This window comes from Flavobacterium xizangense (assembly GCF_054075145.1).
In genome coordinates this window covers 580,108-602,580 of record NZ_JBSIPG010000002.1, presented here as the reverse complement: position 1 = coordinate 602,580, position 22,473 = coordinate 580,108, and the positions used below count along the sequence as shown (strand labels likewise).

The 22,473-nt window shown below is 33.6% G+C and carries 13 protein-coding genes; 11 read left to right on the top strand and 2 right to left on the bottom strand.

The genetic code is table 11. The annotated features are described in order from the left end of the window. Positions 1–42: 42 nt before the first annotated feature. Positions 43–1,011: a transporter gene (locus ACWA1B_RS08240; RefSeq protein ID WP_456905813.1), complete on the bottom strand. Its 969-nt coding sequence runs from the start codon at positions 1,009–1,011 to the stop codon at positions 43–45. Between the two features lie 124 nt (positions 1,012–1,135). Here ACWA1B_RS08240 and ACWA1B_RS08235 point away from each other — a divergent pair, with 124 nt between their 5' ends. The 5 genes from ACWA1B_RS08235 to ACWA1B_RS08215 all read left to right on the top strand — a co-directional run bounded on the left by ACWA1B_RS08235 (position 1,136) and on the right by ACWA1B_RS08215 (position 7,415). Further along, a complete protein-coding gene (locus tag ACWA1B_RS08235; RefSeq protein ID WP_026729181.1) occupies positions 1,136–1,423 on the top strand; it encodes a DUF4834 family protein in 288 nt (95 codons plus the stop codon). A gap of 50 nt (positions 1,424–1,473) precedes the next feature. Further along, positions 1,474–3,915 (top strand): YfhO family protein, encoded by a 2,442-nt coding sequence (locus tag ACWA1B_RS08230; protein ID WP_456905811.1) that lies wholly within the window; start codon positions 1,474–1,476, stop codon positions 3,913–3,915. Positions 3,916–3,951: 36 nt separating this feature from the next. Continuing rightward, entirely contained in the window at positions 3,952–5,238 is a 1,287-nt protein-coding gene (locus tag ACWA1B_RS08225; RefSeq protein ID WP_456905809.1) for a glycosyltransferase family 4 protein, read from the top strand. Positions 5,239–5,268: 30 nt separating this feature from the next. Then, entirely contained in the window at positions 5,269–6,738 is a 1,470-nt protein-coding gene (locus ACWA1B_RS08220) for a lipopolysaccharide biosynthesis protein (protein ID WP_456905807.1), read from the top strand. Between the two features lie 377 nt (positions 6,739–7,115). Then, entirely contained in the window at positions 7,116–7,415 is a 300-nt protein-coding gene (locus ACWA1B_RS08215; protein ID WP_035648759.1) for a hypothetical protein, read from the top strand. A 114-nt stretch (positions 7,416–7,529) separates the two neighbouring features. Here the strand turns inward: ACWA1B_RS08215 and uvrA are convergent, their stop codons facing one another. Beyond that, the gene (gene uvrA, locus ACWA1B_RS08210) at positions 7,530–10,325 is read right to left on the bottom strand and encodes an excinuclease ABC subunit UvrA (protein WP_456905804.1); all 2,796 of its coding nucleotides are present in this window, start codon (positions 10,323–10,325) and stop codon (positions 7,530–7,532) included. 195 nt (positions 10,326–10,520) lie between these two features. Here uvrA and ACWA1B_RS08205 point away from each other — a divergent pair, with 195 nt between their 5' ends. The 6 genes from ACWA1B_RS08205 (at position 10,521) to ACWA1B_RS08180 (ending at position 22,283) form a co-directional block, all read left to right on the top strand. Continuing rightward, positions 10,521–13,316, top strand: coding sequence for a helix-turn-helix and ligand-binding sensor domain-containing protein (locus ACWA1B_RS08205; RefSeq protein ID WP_456905802.1), 2,796 nt, complete (start codon positions 10,521–10,523; stop codon positions 13,314–13,316). A gap of 241 nt (positions 13,317–13,557) precedes the next feature. After that, entirely contained in the window at positions 13,558–16,623 is a 3,066-nt protein-coding gene (locus ACWA1B_RS08200) for a SusC/RagA family TonB-linked outer membrane protein (RefSeq protein WP_456905800.1), read from the top strand. Positions 16,624–16,634: 11 nt separating this feature from the next. Beyond that, a complete protein-coding gene (locus tag ACWA1B_RS08195; RefSeq protein WP_456905798.1) occupies positions 16,635–18,134 on the top strand; it encodes a RagB/SusD family nutrient uptake outer membrane protein in 1,500 nt (499 codons plus the stop codon). Between the two features lie 12 nt (positions 18,135–18,146). Beyond that, positions 18,147–19,760, top strand: a complete 1,614-nt coding sequence (locus tag ACWA1B_RS08190; protein WP_456905796.1) for a PKD domain-containing protein — start codon at positions 18,147–18,149, stop codon at positions 19,758–19,760. Positions 19,761–19,771: 11 nt separating this feature from the next. Further along, a complete protein-coding gene (locus tag ACWA1B_RS08185) occupies positions 19,772–21,442 on the top strand; it encodes a glycoside hydrolase family 16 protein (protein WP_456905794.1) in 1,671 nt (556 codons plus the stop codon). Positions 21,443–21,524: 82 nt separating this feature from the next. Beyond that, positions 21,525–22,283: a glycoside hydrolase family 16 protein gene (locus tag ACWA1B_RS08180; protein WP_456905792.1), complete on the top strand. Its 759-nt coding sequence runs from the start codon at positions 21,525–21,527 to the stop codon at positions 22,281–22,283. Positions 22,284–22,473: the final 190 nt, after the last annotated feature.

Below are 22,473 nucleotides of genomic sequence, written 5' to 3'. Positions count from 1 at the left end.
GAGTATAAGTTTCTCTTTTTTGAAGAGACTTAGTTATAAAATTTATTCGTATTTAGATTTTCGTTTTCTTTCTTTTTCTTGATAATCAATTTCTTTCTTGTTGTCAGAGTTCTTATCTGCTTTTTCCTTGCTTTTGATTGCCGTCAATTTTTCTTTATACCAACCATCATAACGCCAGGAAACTCCAATTCCGCCATATAATAATGAAGGAGTATTTTTAAAATTTGTGCTTATAGAGGCATCCACCTGCATATTTGATGAAAGAAGATAAGCTGCACCGCCACGAACAATTGCATCACTGTAAAAATCGCTTTTGTAGCCTTGATTTTCAATAAACCCTGACCATTTATCGTTAAATCCATGGGTCAAAGTTAGCACATATCCGTAACTTGGGTAATCTGTTCCAATATAATCTGCAATAATATTTGTTACAAAAACCCATCTTCCTCCGCCGAATAAATTTTGGGTAACCAAAGCTACTTTTGGAGAAATGGCACTTTGTGGAGAAAAATAATAAGGATTGTCGGCCCCAACAAAATTTGCTCCTGCAAATATAGAAACTGCCGGAATTAATTCACGCCAGTTAAAAGAATGATTTGCTTTGTAGCTGTATATATTGGCTTCCTTTTTATAATTTTTATAAGGATCGTAAATTAAATATTTCGCTCCTAAAACGGTTTGTCTGAAATCGTTTTTTTTGTAACTAGTGTATGGAGTATCAAAGTTTTCCATTTGATATTGAACATCAAGAATAAATTCTAATTGTTCCAGAAAAGCACCATATCGAAGCGTGAAATCGGTTCCGAAACCGCTGGCATCATAATCAAGTAAATCGTGTTTTTCTTTGATTCCGTAAATGCCTAATTCAGCCTGAATTACTGTTTTCCCTACGGCATATGCCGACATGGTTTCGCCGGGACGGTTAGAATTTATGACATCAGTATATTGTCCGAAAAAGAAATGGGGCACAAGAAAAAGAGCTGTGATAAATAATTTTTTAATTTTTAACATAAATGTATTTTTGGATTAAAAAGTTATAACGCATTTCAAATGTACTATATTTTATTATTTATTTAAGATTGATATTTTAATTTTAAACAGCGGATTTACTAATTTTGGCAAAAATTATATAGTTATGCAAGAAGCATCTTTTACAAATTTGTTTAAAACGATAATGTGGATCATTGCGTTTTATTATATTTTTAAATTTTTAGCTAGAATCTTTTTGCCAGTATTGGTGAAAAAAGCGGTTGAAAAAGCAGGCGAAAATTTTCAGAGACAACAACAATACAGCCAGGATAATTCTTGGCAAAGAACTCAAAATAACAACAATGATGAGATAATCATCAACACTGCTAATGCAAAAAATCCTCGCGAAACCAAAAAAGTGGGTGATTATGTTGATTACGAAGAAATAGATTAAGTTTGTATCCTGATAAAATAGGATTCATCATTTAACCAAACCTGCCAAAATTGAAAATAGTAAATAAGTTCATTCCGCACGCCCTTGTTGTATTGGGTTTTATTCTCGTTTCATTAATTTATTTTTATCCAGTTCTGCAAGGAAAACAAATTTTCCAGTCAGATATTGCTCAATACACCGGAATGGCAAAAGAGCAAAACGACTTCAGAGCTGCTGAACACGCTGAACCCTATTGGACAAATTCTGCTTTTGGAGGAATGCCAACTTACCAGTTGGGAGCTAATTATCCATACGATTTTGTGGGTAAAATAGATGATGTACTTCGTTTTCTGCCTCGTCCTGCAGATTATCTATTTTTATATTTCTTAGGCTTTTATGGATTGTTATTAGTACTAAAAACAGATCCGTTAAAAGCATTTATTGGTGCGATTGCGTTTGGATTTTCTACTTATTTGATTATCATTCTTGGTGTTGGACATAACGCAAAAGCGCATGCGATTGCTTATATGCCTCTTGTTATCGCCGGATTTATACTTGTTTTTCAGAAAAAATACATTTGGGGAGGTTTGCTCACCATGTTTGCGGTTGCGTTGGAAGTAAATGCCAATCATTTTCAAATGACCTATTATTTATTGATTTTCTTATTGATTCTTTCAGGTTATTACGCTTTTACTTTTATAAAAGACAAAGAATACAAACCGCTTTTAATTTCGATTGGAACTTTAGCTGTAGCTGGAATTTTTGCTATTGGTGCTAATGCTGGAAATTTATTAGCAACAAGTGAATATGCTAAATATAGTATTCGTGATAAAAGCGAGCTGACTTTTAATCCTGACGGAACCAAAAACGAGACAACCGCAGCAATGACAACAGATTATATTACTGAATATAGTTATGGAATTGCAGAGAGTTTAAATTTAATTGCACCAAGAATTTTTGGAGGTTCAAGTCATGAAAATGTAGGTACAGACAGCCGTATGTATTCGTTTATGATGGAACAAGGCGTTCCTTCAGATCAGGCTCAGGATTTTGTTTCTGGAATGCCGACTTATTGGGGAGACCAGCCAATTGTTTCTGCGCCCGCTTATATTGGAGTAGTAGTTTTCTTTTTAGCCGTTTTAGCATTGTTTGTTGATGACCGAAAAATAAAATACGTTTTTCTTTCAGGAGCATTATTTACTTTGGTTCTTTCTTGGGGTAAGAATTTTTCATTATTGACTGATTTCTTCATTGAATATGTTCCAATGTATGATAAGTTTAGAGCTGTATCATCAATTCAGGTAATTCTTGAATTGTGTTTTCCAGTTTTGGCAGTTATGGGGCTACAGTCATTTTTTAAAGCAAAAGATGAACCTAAATTACAGCAAAAAGCATTAATTCAAACAGCGGTTTTTGGACTTGGGATTTTGTTGATTTTAGTTTGTGCTAAAAGTTTCTTCCATTTTACCGGAATGAGTGATAAGAGTTATTTGGAAGCATACGGGCAAGCTTTTATTGATGCGTTAGTTGAAGATAGAAAGAGTCTTTATTCTGCAGATTTATTACGTTCCGGTTTTTTTATTGTGGTTACTTTTGGGGTTTTATGGCTATTTATTAAAAATAAATTTTCGCAGACTACTGCATTGATTATTGTTGGAATTTTAATGATTTTTGATTTGTTTTTTGTAGATAAAAAATATGTTTCAGCAAAAGATTTTGTGAGTCCTGTTCAAATCGCAGCTCCTTTTCAGGAAACTCCAGCCGATACTAAAATTCTAGAGGATAAATCAATTTATCGTGTATTTGATTTACAAGGACAATTGCAGGGAAGATCTTCTTATTTCCATAAAACTATTGGTGGTTACAGTGCTGTTAGACCAAGAAGAATGCAGCAATTGTATGATTATCAAATTGCAAAAAATAATTTAGAAATACTTAATATGTTAAATGTTAAGTATGTAATTCAGGTTGATAAAGAAGGAAATCAGATTCCAACAATAAATCCAGAAGCAAACGGAAATGCTTGGTTTGTAAGTACTGTAAAATTGGTAAACAAACCAGATGATGTTATGAAAGCTTTAGATCATATAGACACTAAGCAGGTAGCTGTTTTTAACGTTCATGAACATGAAACGAAGTTTAAAAACGCTCTTATGAAAAAACAATGGGATACAACCGGAACGATTAAAGTTGTTGAATACAAGCCGAATTATATTAAATATCAGTCTGATAACAAGAATGACGGTTTAGCTGTTTTCTCTGAAATGTATTATAAAAATGGATGGAATGCTTATGTTGACGGTCAGTTGACAGATCATTTCCCTGTTGATTATGTTTTAAGAGCAATGGAAATTCCTGGTGGAAAACATACAATAGAGTTTAAATTTGAACCTCAGGTAATCAAAACAGGAGGAACAATTACTCTGGTTAGTTCAATTGGAATGTTTTTGCTTTTAATTGGAGGTGTTTATTTTGAGAGAAAGAAATTGTTTGATAATAATCAATCCGTTTAATCTCGGTACAACTTTTAAATATTAAATCCATTTTTCTTGGAACAAAAAAAGCTCTTAATAATTACGTATTACTTCCCGCCAGCAGGAGGGCCAGGCGTACAGCGTTGGTTGAAATTTGTAAAATATTTACCTGAATTTGATATTCAGCCAATAGTTTATATTCCTGAAAATCCGACTTATCCAATTGTCGACGAAGGATTGGTAAAAGAAATTTCAGATAAAGTAATTATTCTTAAAAATAAAATATGGGAGCCTTATCAATTGGCTTCTATATTTTCAAAAAATAAAACCAAGAAAATCAGTTCTGGAATTTTTCCACATAAAAAAAAGCAAACATTTTTAGATAAAACTTTTCTTTGGATTCGTGGTAATCTTTTTATTCCAGACGCACGAGTTTTTTGGGTGAAACCTTCCATTTCTTATCTTGAAAAATATATTAAAGAGAATAATATCGATACCATTGTAACTTCTGGACCGCCGCATAGTTTGCACTTGATTGGTTTAGAGTTGCAACAAAAATTAAGCGTAAAATGGTTCGCCGATTTCCGAGACCCTTGGACAACAATTGGTTATCACAAAGCGCTTCGTTTATCAACCTATGCTGAAAAAAAGCATAAAAATTTAGAACATAAAGTTCTTAATTCAGCAGATGAAATTATTGTAACAAGCAAAACTACAAAGACCGAATTTGAGGCAATTACCAATAAACCAATCACGGTAATTACAAACGGTTATGATGTTGAAACAGTTGATAAACAAACTTTAGACAGTAAATTTACTTTAGCACATATTGGTTCTTTTTTATCTGATAGAAATCCGCCTTTTTTGTGGGAAGTTTTAGTTGAATTGCTGCAAGAGGTTCCAGAGTTTAAAACTCATTTAGAAATTAAACTTATTGGAGCTGTAAGTCAAGAAGTTTTAGATGCTTTAAATGAAAATCAATTAAATCATTATTTGAATTTAGTTGGTTACGTTTCTCATAAAGAAGCTGTTGAACACCAAAGAAAATCTCAGGTTTTGCTTTTAATCGAAATTAATTCAGACGATACAAAAAGTATTATTCCTGGAAAATTATTTGAATATATGGTCTCAAACCGACCAATAATTGCGATTGGACCAAAAGGTTCTGACTTCGCAGATATTGTTACACAGACAAATACTGGAGTATTTTTTGATTATTCTGAAAAAGCGAAATTAAAAAGTGTAATTTTGGACTTTTATAATCAATTTTTGGAAGGAAAATTACAAGCCAATGGTATTGGTTTACAGCAATATTCCCGAAAAAACCTAACAAAAAAGTTAGCACAGCTGATTAAAAAGTAATTCATAAAAATCTACATCTAAACTCAAGAAATGGGTATTGTCTTAAATCAGTCTTTTAAAAACACAATCATAACTTATATAGGTTTCGCAATTGGAGCCATTAATACACTTTATTTGTATCCTGTTTTTTTGGGCGCAACTTATTATGCTTTAACGAATTATATTACGTCGGCTGCGAATGTTATTATGCCTTTGTTTGCTATCGGAATGCAAAACACTTTGGTCAAATTCTACTCACAGTATAAAACCGAAGAAGAAAGGGAACAATTTTTATCGTTTACAGCTCTTTTTCCAATTTTAATGTGTATTCCATTAGGGCTTATCGGAATCTTCTTTTTTGATGATATTACAGCTTTTGTTTCAAAAGAAAATCCTGTTGTAAAAGAGTTTATGTACCTGATTCCGTTTATTGGAATTTGTATGGCTTATTTTGAGATTTTTTATGCTTGGGCAAGAGTTCATATGCATTCTGTTTTTGGAAATTTTATAAAAGAAGTCGGTTTAAGACTGCTTTCGACGATTGCTTTAATCGGCTTGTATTTTAAATGGATTTCATTGGTTCAGTTTGTCTATGTTACAGCTGCAATCTATTTTCTGGCTTTTATGATCACAATGTTTTATGCATTTTACATTAAAAGACCAAATTTCCAGATTTCAATTCCAGAAAATGTAAAAGCCGTAATGGAATATACATTTTACATTATCTTGTCAGGAAGTGTTGCTAATTTGCTTTTAGATGGTGATAAATTGATGCTGAATCAATACATGAAAATTGAAAATATCGCTTATTATTCTGTAGCAACCTATATTGCTTTGGTAATTTCGGTTCCAAGCCGTGCCATGCACCAAATTGTTTATCCAATTACTGCTAAATTGATGCATGAGAATAAACATGACGAATTGAATTCGCTTTACAAAAAAACATCAATCAATTTGCAGATGGTTGGAGGGTTTGTAATGCTGTGTATTTTTGTGAATATCAGCCAGCTTTATGAATTAGTTCCAAAAGAATATAGTGGCGGTATTGCAGTTGTGTTCATGATTGGATTGTCAAAATATTTTGATTTGATTTTAGGAAACAACAATGCGATTATTTTCAATACCAAATATTACCGAATGGTGTTATATTTAGGTTTGATGCTTGTGGTTTTGACCGTGATTCTAAATATGATTTTTATTCCAATTTTTGGAATTTTCGGATCTGCATTTGCGACTCTGTTGTCTATCACTCTGTACAGTTTGGCAAAATTGCTTTTTGTGGTTAAAAAATTGCATTTATATCCTTTTACAAAAGAAACAGTTTATTCAGCATTGCTGACTTTTGCCTTGTTTTTAGTTTTTTATTTCTGGGAATTTCCCTTTTTTCAATTAATCAGTATTGCTTTGAAATCTATTTTGGTTACGATTTTATATGTATATCTGAATTATAAATTTAAAATTTCGCCTGATATTAATAAGGTGATTGATGGCTTATTCAGGAAAATCGGAATTAAAATCTAACTTCTTTTTTATTAAAATTAGCACTATAAATAATTCTCGGCCAATAATTTTATTGGCCGATTTTGTTGTTTTATAATACTTACAAAAGTTTAAATATAGAGTTTTAAGTTTTTATAGTTGGAAATATTGGTTAAGTTATTGATAATAAGAAGTTAAGTTTAAAACTTTAACACTGTTTTTCTTTGAGATTAATTTTATTAAAACTAACTTTAGCTAAGAATTTAGCAATACTTTATTGAGAATGATAAAAAAAATCGTTCATTAAGCAATAATGTTAGCTGATTTGTGTTTTATTGAGATTGAAATACTTTTCAGAACCTGAAATGTGTTAAGTAGTTGTAGTAGTATAAATTAATATTTTAAATTAATTAATGATTATGAAAGGCAATCCACTTAGTCAAGAACAAAGCTTACAAGTATTTTCTAATATGATCTCAAACAAAGTTCATAATGGATTTATACTAGAAGAGAGAAATGATGAATTGCTTTTTGCAGTACTTTCAAAAGGAGGAAAAGCGGTAAATCATGGTTTGAATTTTATTATTTTTTGCTTGACTTTAGGATTGTGGTCGTTTGCATGGCTTTATCTTACTTTAGAAGCTTCAAAGCAGAAAAAAATATTGGTTGCCATCGATGAAGATGGTGTTCCTTTTGAAGAAAGATGTTTAGTCGCTTGATGCTATAGGTTTTACGCCATAAGTTATAAGCAGAAGTAACTTTAAAAAAAAGCAGCCATATGGTTACATATGGCTGTTTTGTATTTTACGATATGCTCACTGCATAAGCATTTTTTAAAGTTTGTCTTTTAAATAAACGCCAGTAACAGATTCTTTTACTTTTACAATATCTTCGGGAGTTCCTGCGGCTAATAAATGTCCTCCATTTTCGCCACCTTCAGGACCAAGATCAATAATCCAGTCAGCGCACTTTATTAAATCGAGATTGTGTTCAATTACAATAATAGAATGTCCTTTTTCAATTAAAGCATCAAATGAAGCCAATAATTTTTTAATATCATGAAAATGCAAACCTGTTGTTGGTTCATCAAATACAAATAAAGCTTTGTCTTTTGTTGCTCCTTTAACTAAGAACGAAGCTAATTTAATACGTTGTGCCTCACCACCAGAAAGAGTAGAAGAGGATTGCCCTAATTGGACATATCCTAAACCAACATCCTGTAAAGGCTGTAATTTTTGAGTGATTTTAGACTGTTTGTTTTTTTCAAAAAAAGCAATTGCATCATCAATAGTCATAGTCAGAATATCGTTGATGTTTTGGTTGTCAAAAGTAACTTCTAAAATCTCTTTTTTGAATCGTTTTCCACTACACGTTTCACACGGCAGAGAAACATCGGCCATGAAAACCATTTCAACGTTTATAGAGCCTTCTCCTTTACAAGTTTCGCAACGGCCTCCATCAACATTAAATGAAAAATGTTTGGCCTGATAACCTCTTATTTTTGATAATTTTTCTTTTGCATACAAATCTCGAATATCATCATAGGCTTTGATGTAGGTTACAGGGTTTGATCGAGAGCTTCTTCCAATCGGGTTTTGATCAACATATTCAATATGTTTGATTTGAGAAAAAGAGCCTTTTATTTCACTAAACTGACCTGCTTTTTCGGCAGCGTTTTCCAATTTTTTCTGCATGGCAGGAAACAAAATCTTTTTGATCAAAGTACTTTTTCCGCTTCCAGAAACTCCTGTGACAACTGTTAAAATATCAAGTGGAAAAGTAACATCAATATTTTTTAAATTGTTTTCTCTTGCGCCAATAATGTCAATGTGATTTTTGAATTTTCGCCTTTTTTTCGGAACAGAAATTTCCAGATCACCATTCAGATATTTTGAAGTCAATGAATCCGATTTTAATATTTCCGGATAAGTTCCTTGTGCTACAAGTTTTCCTCCAAAAGTTCCTGCTTCCGGACCAATATCAATAATCATATCGGCTGCTTTCATGATATCTTCATCATGTTCAACGACAATTACTGTATTTCCTAAATCACGAAGTGAAAGTAAAACTTTAATAAGTCGTTCAGAATCTTTTGGATGCAGACCAATACTCGGTTCGTCTAAAATATACATTGATCCCACCAAACTGCTTCCTAAAGAAGTTGCAAGATTGATACGCTGTGATTCACCTCCCGATAACGTTGACGAATTTCGATTTAACGTCAGATAATCTAAACCAACTTCTGTCAAAAAAGATAAACGATTATTAATTTCAATCATTAAACGTTTCGCAATTTGGGTTTCATACACGTTTAACTCAATGTTTTTGAAAAAAGTGACCAAATGTCTGATTGGCAAATCAACTAATTCTGAAACCGTTTTGCCATTGATTTTTACGTATGAAGCTTCTTCGCGAAGACGTCTTCCGCGACAAGCATGGCATTTCGTTTTTCCGCGGTAACGCGATAACATTACGCGGTTTTGTATTTTATAATTCTTTTCTTCTAATTCTCTGAAGAAATCATTTAATCCTTGAAAATACTGATTTCCTTTCCAAATCAAATCTTTTTGATCATCTGTCAACTGGAAATAAGGTTTATGAATTGGAAAATCAAATTTGTAGGCATGTTTTACAAATTCATCTTTGTACCAACTCATACTTTCGCCGCGCCAAGGATAAATTGCACTTTCAAAAACAGATAAGGAAGTATTTGGAACTACTAAATCGGCGTCAATACCAATGATATTTCCGTAGCCTTCACAAACCGGGCAAGCGCCATACGGATTATTGAAACTGAACAAATGAACATTTGGCTCTAAAAATGTAATGCCGTCTAGTTCAAAATTATTGGAATATGAAAAACGTTTTTCTGAACCTAATTCCTGGAGAAAACAAATTCCTTTTCCTTCAAAAAAAGCAGTCTGTACCGCATCAGCCAGACGATTGTAGAATTCTTCTTCTTCCTTTACAACAATACGGTCAATAATTAATAATATGTCTTTATTGTCTAGTGAATGCATTTCTGAAGCTGTAAAATCATCCAGACGAACCATTTCATTATCAACTAAAATACGTGCAAAACCTTGCTGTAAAAGTACTTTTAGTTTGTCTTCAAGCTGTCGCCCTTCTTCTAAATGAATAGGAGCCAATAAAAGCCATTTGCTGTCTATTTCTAATGATTTTACATCTGAAATAACATCGCTAACCGTATTTTTTTTGACTTCTTGTCCAGAAATTGGAGAAAATGTACGCCCAATTCTGGCATATAAAAGTTTGATGTAATCGTAAATCTCAGTTGATGTTCCAACGGTTGAACGAGCATTTGTAGTATTTACTTTTTGCTCAATTGCAATTGCAGGCGCAATACCTTTTATGTATTCAACTTTTGGTTTGTCTAAACGTCCTAAAAACTGACGCGCATATGATGATAAACTTTCTACATAACGACGCTGTCCTTCGGCGTACAAAGTATCAAATGCCAAACTGGATTTTCCTGATCCTGAAAGCCCTGTAATCACAACAAGTTTATTTCTCGGAATGGCAACATCTACATTTTTTAGATTATGTACCTGTGCTCCTTTAATGATTATATTTTGTTTTGGGTCGAGTGTAGAAAGATCAATTTGCATAAAAAAAGTCAATTTTTACAAAAGTAATCAAATTTAAATTGAGTTTAGTTAAGGAGATTGTTCCAAATTTTAACTAATTCAATAAGTTAAGCTTCGTTTCTGGCATTGATGCTTTTTTTACTAAAAACTTGTTGTTTCAATATAAAATAAGCTATTTTAGAAGTGTTTTTGTAATAAATTAATACCCCGATAGATTTGAAAACAAAACTTTCTGCCTTGTTTATTTTAATGAGTTTTTTCCTGTCCGCGCAGGAATTTCCGCCAATTATTAAATATTCTTCAGCAGTTTATGGCGCTGGAAATCAAAGTTGGATGATTTCGCAGGATGATCAAAATTACCTGTATTTCGCTAATAATGATGGACTTTTAGAATATAATGGAACAAATTGGCAGTTGTATCCAGCGCCAAACGAAACGATTTTGCGTTCTGTAAAAGTAATTGGGAATAAGATTTATACGGGAACTTACATGAATTTTGGCTACTGGATAAGAAATGCAGATGGAAAACTGAAATACAAGTCCTTAAGTGATGCAATCAAAAACAAAATTCTGGATGATGAACAATTTTGGAACATCTTAAAATACGATCAATGGATTTTATTTCAGTCGCTTAACCGCATTTATATTTACGATACTAAAACGGGACAATTCAAAATTATTGCGCCAAAAAATGGTGTAATTAAATCCTTTGCGCCAAAAAATGCCATTTATTTTCAAACTATGAAAGAAGGGCTTTTTGAAATTGAAAGCGGAAAAGCAAAGTTAGTTTCGGATAATCCAATTCTTAAAAAGTTTACGATTGCCAATATTTTTACCCTTGATGATGGTTTGTTGATTCAAACGCAGCTTGACGGAATGTATAAACTCGTTGGAAATACATTAACGCCTTTTTTGACTGATGTTGATTCGGAATTAAAATCGAGTTTTGTTTATAGTAGCCAGCGACTTCAGAATGGAAGTTTTGCTTTGGGAACGGTTTCGAACGGAATTTTTATTTTATCTGATAAAGGAAAACTAAAATACCATCTTTCGCAGAGTAAAGGATTGAGTAACAATACAGCTTTGTCACTTTTTGAAGATAAAGATCAGAATTTGTGGGCAGGACTTGATAACGGAATTAATTGTATTAACATGCAATCGCCGGTGCACAGTTTTACTGATGATTCGGGTGTTTTAGGAACGGTTTACGCTTCGGCAGTTTATAAAGGGGTTTTGTATGTTGGAACAAATCAGGGACTTTTTTACAGACCGCTTCACAGCAACAGTGATTTTAAATTTATAAACGGAACAAAAGGTCAGGTTTGGTCGCTTTTTGTTTATGAGGATACGCTTTTCTGCGGCCATGATTCGGGAACATTTGTTGTGGTAAATGATACGGCCAGAAATATTTTCGCTGCGTCCGGAACATGGAAATTTGAACCAGTTCCAAACTATAAAAATCTTTTGTTTCAGGGTAATTACTACGGGATTTCGGTTTTAGAAAAAATAAACAATCAATGGGTATTTCGGAATAAAATTCAAGGATTTGATTATTCTTCACGCTATTTTGAAATTTCAAATCATTTAGAAATCTATGTAAGTCATGAATACAAGGGTATTTTTAGATTGAAACTTGATAATTTATTACAGAAAACAAATGGTTTTTATACTTATAAATCGCCTAAAAATGGAACACGTGCGAGTTTGACGAAGTTTAATAATTCAATTTATTATGCTTTTAAAGGCGGAATTTTTAAACTGAATTCAAAAACAAAACAATTTGAAAAAGATCCTGTTTTGAGTTCGATTTTTGAAAAAGATGAATATACATCGGGTAAATTAATTGTCGATAATTCGAACAAAATATGGCTTTTCTCAAAAAATTATATTCATTATTTCTCGGCTAGTAAGCTAAGTAATCAGTTAAAGCAAAATGTAATTCCTATTCCGGCCTCGTTGACAAATTCAATGCTCGGTTATGAGAATATTACACAGATTTCTAAATCTAATTATTTAATTGGTACAACAGATGGCTATTATACTTTAAATATCGATGATTTAGTTTTTAAGAATTATAGTGTTCATATCACGGATATTGCGATTAACAAACAAAATGAAGTCTTAAAAGATGTTCCAATTCAGGAGGAAGGAAGCTTTAATTCAAACGATAATAATATAACACTGAATTATACCGTTCCGGAATACAATAAATATATCAATACAGAGTATCAATATTTATTGGAAGGTTTTCAGAATGAATGGAGTGAATGGAGTACAAAAGCGACGGTTAATTTTAAGAATCTTTCTCCCGGAAAATATACGTTTAAAGTTCGCGCGAAATATGCCAATAGCATTCTTGAAAATACTGCTGTTTATACTTTTGTAGTTTTAAAACCTTGGTATTTAACCAATCTGGCTGTTTTTATTTATTTTCTGTTACTGCTTGCAATCGCTTACTTCATTAATAAGGCCTACAGAAATTATTATCAGAAACAAAAAGAAAAATTAATTGAAGAGAATAATCTTTTGCTTGAAATCAAAGAATTAGAAAACGAACAGCAATTGATGAAACTCAGAAACGAACAACTTTCTCAGGATGTGGATACAAAAAGCAGAGAATTGGCAGTTTCAACGATGAGTTTGAACAGCAAAAATGAATTGCTCGCTTTTATTAAAGAAGATTTGCAGAAAACAGGTGAAGGTAAAAACATCAAATCGGTAATTAGCACGATTAACAAAAATATTACAGAAGAAGATTCCTGGAATGTTTTTAAGGAAGCTTTTGATAATGCGGATAAAGATTTCTTAAAACGCATCAAACAATTACATCCTCTTTTGACTCCAAATGACCTTCGTTTGTGTGCGTATCTTCGCTTGAATCTTTCTTCAAAAGAAATAGCGCCATTATTTAATATTTCTGTGAGAAGTGTTGAAATAAAAAGATATCGTTTGCGTAAAAAAATGGATTTGCAGCACGAAATCGGTTTAGTTGAATATATTTTGGCTGTATAGTAGCGCAAAAAATGGCGCAAAAAAACTATACATTACCACAACATTCTGCATTTGAAAGGATTTTGTAATGTAAATGTTAAGAAAATTAACATTCGTACATATTAGTTAATTCGAGATATTTTTTGCGATATGTTGAATTTAGTTGCATTTTTTTTGTGATGTATGTTTTTTGTTGAGGTTAAATTTATTGGATTCCTAATCGGAACGAATAAATTTATCTTTCAATAAAAACTAACTAATTATGAAATCGAAATTGTTACTAATTGTACTATTGTTGTGTACATCATTTGCCTTTGCGCAATCCTATGATGTAAGCGGAACGGTAGTAGATGGGTCAGGATTATCATTGCCTGGCGTAAATGTAAAAGTTAAAAGTTCGTCGCAAAGTACAACCACAGACTTTGACGGATCTTTTAAGTTAACCGGAGTTCCAAAAGGATCTTTAATTGTATTCAGTTATATAGGTTACAGAACGCAGGAAATTGCAGTTTCTGGAACTAAAATGACTGTAAAAATGGCCGATGACGCAAAATCACTCGAAGAAGTTGTTGTTATTGGTTACGGTACTCAGAAAAAAAGAGAAATTACCGGAGCAGTATCAGTTGTTGATAGTAAAACACTGGACATCTTGAAACCAGCAAGAATTGAACAGGCTTTACAGGGAACAGTTTCGGGTGTGAATGTAACCACACAGTCTGGTGCGCCAGGTGCGGGATTAGATATTCGTATTCGTGGTATTGCTACAAACGGACAAAATTCGCCAACTGCAATTATTGATGGGTATGTGGGAGATTTTAGTTTGTTAAATCCAAATGACATTGAAACCATTACTGTTTTAAAAGATGCTCAGGCCGCAATTTACGGAACAATTGGTGCAAACGGAATTATTTTGGTAACTACCAAAATGGGTAAAAAGAACTCCAAAACAAAAGTTTCATTCAACAGTTATGCTGGTTTTCAGGAAACATCTAGGAAACTTCCAACTTTAAATGCTACAGAATACGCACTTTTATTAAATGAAAGTTATGCCAATGGAGGAAAACCACTTCCTTATCCAAATGTAAGCGGACTAGGAAAAGGCACAAACTGGCAAGATGAAGTTTTCCAGAAAGGAGCTCCTATTATTAATAACGATTTGACAATCTCTGGAGGTTCAGAAAACATTACTTATTCTATCAGTGGATCGCATTTAGACCAAGAAGGAATTGTTGGTGGCGATAAATCAGGCTATTTGAGAAATACAGCAAGAATTGGTTTAGGTGCTGATTTAAGCAGCAAAATCAAGTTGAGAACAAATGTGATCTATACTTATTTCACCAGAAGAACATTAAATGAAAACGGCCTTGGATCTGTCTTGTTTAATGCGTTAAACGTTCCGGCGACTTTAAGTCCATATAATGCAGATGGCAGTTTTACGCTTGTGCCAAACACTACGGGATTAGGAAATGAAATTATTAATCCGCTGGCGCAAATTGCAAATTCATATAACGATTATAATTATAAAAAAATAAACGGAAACTTTGGACTGGATTATAAAATCTTTAAAGGATTTACATTGTCTAGTGCTATTGGTTTTAATACTTCAAACAGTGAATCAAAAAGTTTTGCACCACAAATAAGCTACGGTGGAAAAGTTTTTGATGTACAAAGAAGTTCGGTTACTCAAGGTGCAGTAAATGATAACAATTATTCATTTGACCTTTATGGGACTTATACAACAAAAATTGCCGAGGCTCACAATATTACTGGAACTCTAGGTACAACAATCTTTAAAGAATGGGGTAACGGACTTACAGCAACGGGTTTCGATGTTCCAAATAACTCATGGCAATTTGCTGATATTTCTTTAACCAAAGGAATCTCAGAAACACTTACAAACAGTTCTTATAATTATGACCAAAGAAGGTTGTCTTATTATGCAAGACTTCAATACGATTATAAAGAGAAATATTTATTGTCTGGAATGACCCGTCGTGATGCTTCGACTAAATTTGGTCCAGGAAATAAAATCGGATATTTTTCATCTGTTACTGGTGGATGGATTGTTTCTAAGGAAGAATTTTTTGGAGAGCCTAAGTTTATCAATTTCTTAAAACTAAGAGCTAGTTACGGAACGTTAGGAAATGATCAGATTCCGAATTATGGTTATTTAGGACTTTTGAACGGTGAAGCGACCTATGTTTTTGACGGTGCAATTGTAAATGGAAGTTCAACAGGACAGGTTCCAAATCCGGACTTAAAATGGGAAGAAGCGAAAAAATTCGATGTTGGTTTGGATATGAAAATCTTAAACGAGAAAGTGTATATCGTTGCTGATTATTTCAATGATGTCAGGAAAGATTTATTGGTGCCAAATATTCCAGTTTCAGGAATTAACGGAACAGGCGCTCCGGGCGCAAGTGCTCCAACTTTAAATGCTGGATCGGTTAAAAATTCAGGTTTTGAATTTGCAATTGATTACAAAGATAAATTCTCAGATAATTTCAATTTTGCGGTAAGTTATAATGTTACGTTCCTTAAAAATGTTGTACAAGAAGTTAACAATGGTACAGGATTTATCGAAGGCGGTGCTTTTGGTGTTGGTCAGCCAGCGCCTTCACGTATGGAAGTTGGAAAACCAATAGGATATTTCTACGGATATAAAACAGATGGAATTTTCCAAAATCAGGCAGAAATCGATGCACATCCATCTCAACTTGCTTTAGGCGCAAATGCTGCTCCAGGTGATCTTCGTTATGTTGACGTAAATGGAGATGGAAAAATCGATACAAATGATAAAACCAATATTGGCGACCCAATTCCATCTGCTACAATGGGTTTCAATATCCAAATGAATTACAAAAATGTTGATTTTGCCATGTATTCTTTTGCTTCTGTAGGAAATGATATGGTTCGTAATTACGAAAGAACACTTTCTGACGCCAATCGTTTAAATTATGTTTTAGACAGATGGACAGGTGAAGGATCAACAAATTCAACGCCTAGAGTAACAACTGGAGCAACTGCAAACAATGTCTTTTCTGATTATTTTGTAGAAGATGCTTCTTATTTCAGAATCCAAAATATTCAATTAGGATATTCTCTTAATTCAAATGTGGCTCAAAAAGCGGGATTTACGAAATTAAGACTTTATGTTGGGGTAAATAATTTATACACATTTACAAAGTATAAAGGTTTTGATCCTGGTGCTTCATTTGGTCCGGGAAATCGTGATAATGTTTCTCAGTCTCCTATTGGTGCAGGAATCGATTACGGTTTCTATCCAATTCCAAGAACCTATTTAATGGGACTTAACCTTAATTTTTAATTTCAATTAAAATGAAAAAATATTTATATACAACCGTTATAACGCTTACTCTGTTTTCGACTTTATGTATTTCTTGTTCGGATGAGTTCGTAGATCCTACACCAGAATATTCTATTGATTCTGAGAATTATTTCAACTCAAAAGCAGATTATGATCAGGCGCTTATTGCTGCATATGATCTATTGCAAGCTTCGTATGCAAATGTCATATTAGGAGAAATTGCTTCTGATAATACATTATGTGGCGGGGAAAGTCCAACTGACGTAATTGGTTGGCAGCAGATTGACGACATGATTCATACACCTGTAAATAGCAATTTAAGAGATATCTGGAATTGGATGTTTGCCGGAGTTCAAAGAGCAAATTACATTCTTGAATTTAAAGATAAAACTGATTTTCAAGGAAAAGCACAAATTATAGCCGAAGCACGTTTTTTAAGAGCATACTACCAGTTTGAGTTAGTGAAATGGTTTGGTGGTATACCAATGAAAGGCGATGCGAGGTTTAAAATTGGAGATGAAAAAACAATCCCGCGATCAAGTAAGGAAGAGGTTTTTGCTTCTATCGAAGCTGATTTAACTTTTGCGGCTGCTAATTTATCTCCAATTGCATCTCAAAAAGGACGCGCAACAAAAGGAGCTGCTTTGGCACTTCTGGGAAAAGCGTATTTATATGAAAACAAATTTGCGCAGGCAGCAACTGCCCTTGACGGTGTAATTACTTCAGGTAAATATTCTTTAGTTAACGATTACAATTCCATTTTTGAAATGGATGGAGAAAATAATGCTGAATCTGTTTTTGAAGTACAATACACAGATGTTGAAGGAGCTGGATTTGGCTGTTTGCAATGTAGTGAAGGTAACGTAGCCGTTGGATTTAGCGGTGTGAGAAATTTTTCAGGACCACTTTTCTCTTCAGGATTTAGTTTTAATGTTCCAACAAAAGAAAGTGCAGATGCTTTTGAAGCAGGTGATAAACGTAAAGATGTTGCTATTTTAGATATTGCTGCTTTTGCTGCTGCAAATACTAATTATGATGGAGGAAAAGGCGTGAGCTACGGAAAAGGAAATGAAGACACAGGATATTTCAACAGAAAATACATTCCAAGAAAAAGAAGTTCAGCTGCAGCTGGAGATTTGAATTTAACAAATCCAAACAACTACAGAGCTATTCGTTATGCAGATGTTTTGTTGATGGCAGCCGAATCTTACAGTCGTGCAGGAAACAATGACGCAAAAGCAAGAGAGTATTTAAATCAGGTGAGAAGACGCGCTTTTGGAGATAATAATCACGATGTAACAGCTTCTGGACAAGCTTTAACTGATTTTATTTATGCTGAAAGAAGAGTGGAGCTTTTTGGTGAAGGACATCGTTTCTTTGATTTGGTAAGAACTGGAAAAGCTGTTGGAAAAATTCCTGGTTTTACAGCGAATAAAAACGAATTATTTCCGCTTCCAATAGAAGAAATTCAATTTGCAAACGGAAACTGGCAACAAAATCCTGGATACTAAAAAAATACAATTATGAAAAAAATATATTTAATATTAAATCTTTTCGTTTTGGCAACGCTGATGGCTTGCGCAAACGATGATGCTCTTGATGTTGACTTAGAAAGTGTAGCAGCGCCGACGAATGTTTCGGCATTGACAACCGTTACGCAGGATAATACCGGAAAAGTGACTTTTATACCTACGGGAGAAGGAGCAACACAGTATAAAATCAATTTTGGAGATGGAAGTACAGAATCAGTTTATATTCCTTCAGGCGGTACAGTAACACATACGTATAAAGAAGGAACGTATAAATCGAAAATTACAGCGATGAATGTGAACGGAAAAACAACCGAAGTAACACATGATGTTGTGGTTTCATTTAGAGCTCCGGAAAACTTGGTGGTTGAAATAACAAACGATTTATCAGTATCTAAAAAAGTAACGGTTAAAGCAACAGCAGATTTTGCTTTGTTTTATGATGTTTATTTTGGAGAAGCTGGAAAACCAGATCCAATTTCGGCAAACAATGGAGAATCGGTTTCTTATACGTATAAAGAAGCTGGTGTGTATACAGTTCGTGTAGTTTCTAAAAGTGCTGCAATCAAAACAACTGAATATACAGCTCAGGTTACTGCCAAATTGGTTGTAGCGCCTTCAGCATCAGCGCCAACGCCTCCAAACAGACAACCGGCAGATGTTATTTCGATTTACGGTACCAAATACACGAATGTTGCAGGAACAAACTATTTCCCAGATTGGGGTCAGGCAGGACAAGGAAGCAGCTGGGCAGAATTTGATTTAAACGGCGATAAAATGTTGAATTATATCAAATTAAGCTACCAAGGAATAGCATTGGCAGACAACGTAACAATTGATGTTTCAAAAATGGAATATTTACACTTTGATGTCTGGACAGCTGATTTACAAAAAATTGAAACTTCATTGATTCAGACTGGGCCTTCGGAAAAACCTGTAGTAAAAGATCTTACAGCAAATCAATGGACGAGTATTGATATCCCAATTTCGGCATTTACAAGCCAGGGATTAACAGTGGATAAAATTTTCCAACTGAAATTTGTTGGAACGCCTTGGGCTGGAGGAACAGTATTTATTGATAATATCTATTTCTATAAAGCACCTGCAGAATCAATTGCATTGCCTATTGATTTTGAATCAGCAAACTTGACTTATAATTGGGGAGGTTTCGGAAATGTTATTGCTTCTATGACAACAAATCCTGATAAAACCGGATCGAACGTATCTGATAAAGTGGTTAAATTGGAAAAAAAATCAGGTGCAGAAACTTGGGCAGGAGCAAGCTTAAATCTTGATGCTTCACCAGATTTTTCAAAAGGAACTAAAGTAAAAGTAGCTGTTTGGTCCCCTAAAGTTGGCGCTGATATCTTATACAAAATGGAGCTTTCGACTTCTCCAAAAGACGGAAACGGAAATCCAAGCGTTAATTTTGAAGTACATGCATCAACTACAGTAGCGAATGCCTGGCAGATTTTAACTTTTGATCTTACAAGTGCCGCGAGTTTTGATTCGAGCATTAAATATGACAGAGTAATTTTGTTTCCAGATTTTGGACAATCAGGAACGGGAGCGACTTATTATTTTGACGACATAAAACAATCCAATTAATATAAGAAATCATGAGCAAAAATATAATTATAAAAATAGTATCCATATTTACGATTCTCTTGATGACGGGTTGTCAAAAAGACGATTTTACTTTTGGATCAATAGATTCACCAACAAATCTTAAGGTTACGGCCGAGATTATTGGTAAAACTGCCACAGCTCCAAACGGAGACGGCTCAGGAACTGTAAAATTTACAGCTACAGCAGATGATGCAATATCATACAAATACGTGTACAGTGACGGAACATCAGACAATGCGCCAAACGGAGTAATAACAAAACGTTTTACAAAAACCGGAGTTAATACCTATACAGTAACAATAATCGCTTCTGGAAAAGGAGGAGTGAGTAGCACTACTACAACTGATGTTACGGTTAAAAGTGATTTTAGTGATGCCGAAGCTGTACAATTCTTGACTGGTGGTACTTCTAAAAAATGGTATTGGTCGGCTTCAGAAGCAGGACATTTAGGAGTTGGTCAAAATGACGGAGATGCTACTAAAAATTACTTCGGAAACTATTATCAGGCTGGAGCTTGGGAAAAAGCAGGTTCACCAACTAGTAGTTGTTTATACGAAAACGAATTGACCTTCTCTCTTGAAGGTGGTCAGCTTAAATTCCAGTTAAACAATGGTGGGGCAACATTCTTCAACGCCGCTTTTGAAAGTGTAGGAGGAGGAAGCTCAGGATCTGATGCTTGTTTGGCTTATGACACTTCAGGAAAGAAAACAGTTTCGTTGAGTCCTTCAGAATCTGTTGTAATGCAAAATCCAAATCATGCAACGCAAACAAGAGGAACAATGATGAATTTCTCTGATAACGGATTTATGGGTTACTATATTGGTCAGAGTTCATACGAGATCTTATCGATTACAGCAAACAGAATGGTTGTTAGAGCCGTTATGGGCGGAAATGCATCATTGGCTTGGTATCATATTTTTACGACTACAAAACCAACGCAAAACCCAACAACGCCAGATAAAGATTATACGAATTTAGTTTGGTCAGATGAATTTAATACTGATGGAGCACCAGATGCTTCAAAATGGGTTTATGATTTAGGACGTGGCGATAACGGATGGGGAAATAATGAAAAACAGAATTATACTAATTCGTCAACAAACATAATTGTTCAGGGTGGTAATTTAAAAATTACGGCTAAAAAAGAAGCTTCTGGCGGAGCAGATTATTCTTCAGCCCGATTGAAATCTGAAGGTAAATATAAATTTACGTATGGAAAAGTCGAGGTTCGTGCAAAACTTCCAATTGGAGGCGGAACTTGGCCGGCAATCTGGATGCTTGGTGCAAATTATGCAACAAATGCCTGGCCAGCATGTGGAGAAATAGATATTATGGAACATGTAGGAAACAGCCAGAATGTAATTCATGGCACACTTCATTATCCTGGACATTTCGGCGGAACAGCCAATACAGGTTCTAAAACAATCGCAAATGTTTCTACAGAATTTCATATTTATAAAACTATTTGGAGTCCTGAGGCAGTAAAAATATATGTAGATAATGAATTAATTCATTCGGTTCCTAATGATGCGAGTTTACCTTTCAACAAAGACTTTTTCTTAATTTTGAATGTTGCTATGGGAGGTAATTTTGGCGGCAATATTGATGCAGCTTTCACACAATCTTCTATGGAGATCGATTATGTAAGAGTATATCAATAGAATATAAATTAATTAGTAAGAATGAAATGAGAAGGTCAGTTTCGGCTGGCCTTTTCAATTTTTATAAATTTAAAAATAAACTATGAAAAAAGTGTTTATACTGCTGTTAATCAGTAGTGCTTGTTTTGCGCAGGAAGTAAAAAGAAAGCTTGTCTGGGAAGAAAATTTCAATAAAAAAGAATTAAATGAAAAAGACTGGAATTTCGAACTTGGTGACGGTTGTCCTAATCTTTGTGGCTATGGAAACAATGAAAGACAAATTTATACCAAAACAAATCATGAATTTAAAGACGGAAATTTAGTTATAGAAGCTAGAAAAGAAGGTGCTAAATACACTTCAACTAAAATTACAACTAAAGGAAAAAAAGAATTTAAATACGGCCGAATCGAAGCGAGAGCTAAATTGCCAGTTGGTCAGGGAATCTGGCCTGCATTCTGGATGCTAGGTGCTAATATTGATGAAATTCACTGGCCAAAAGCAGGTGAAATTGATATTTTAGAATATATTGGGCGTGATCCAGGAATGGTTTACACTACTTTGCACACTCAGGATAGTCACGGAAACACGATAAATACTAAAAGAACGCCATATCCTAATATTGAAGAGGGTTACCACGTGTTCGCAATTGAATGGACAAAAGAAAAAATGGACTTTTTTGTAGACAAAACTTTGGTTTATACATTTAATCCTCCAGTTAAAAATGAAGATACATGGCCTTTTGATAAACCTTTTTATATTATTGTCAATTTAGCAGTTGGTGGAAATTTTGGAGGACCAGAAGTTGATGATAAAATTTTTCCGCAAAAATACTATGTTGACTACGTACGCGTTTATCAATAAAAAATTAATAAAAGAGATATAAATAACTATAAGTATTTAATTGTAAGTTATTTATGTCTTTTTTTTTATTGTTTTTTATCTGCACATTATTTAATGATTTAACGGACTTTTCCAATAAAAATTAACTTATGTGTCTATTTTTTAAGTTTTTATTGTTAATTATTCTGTGTTTTATTTGCTTTTTAAAATA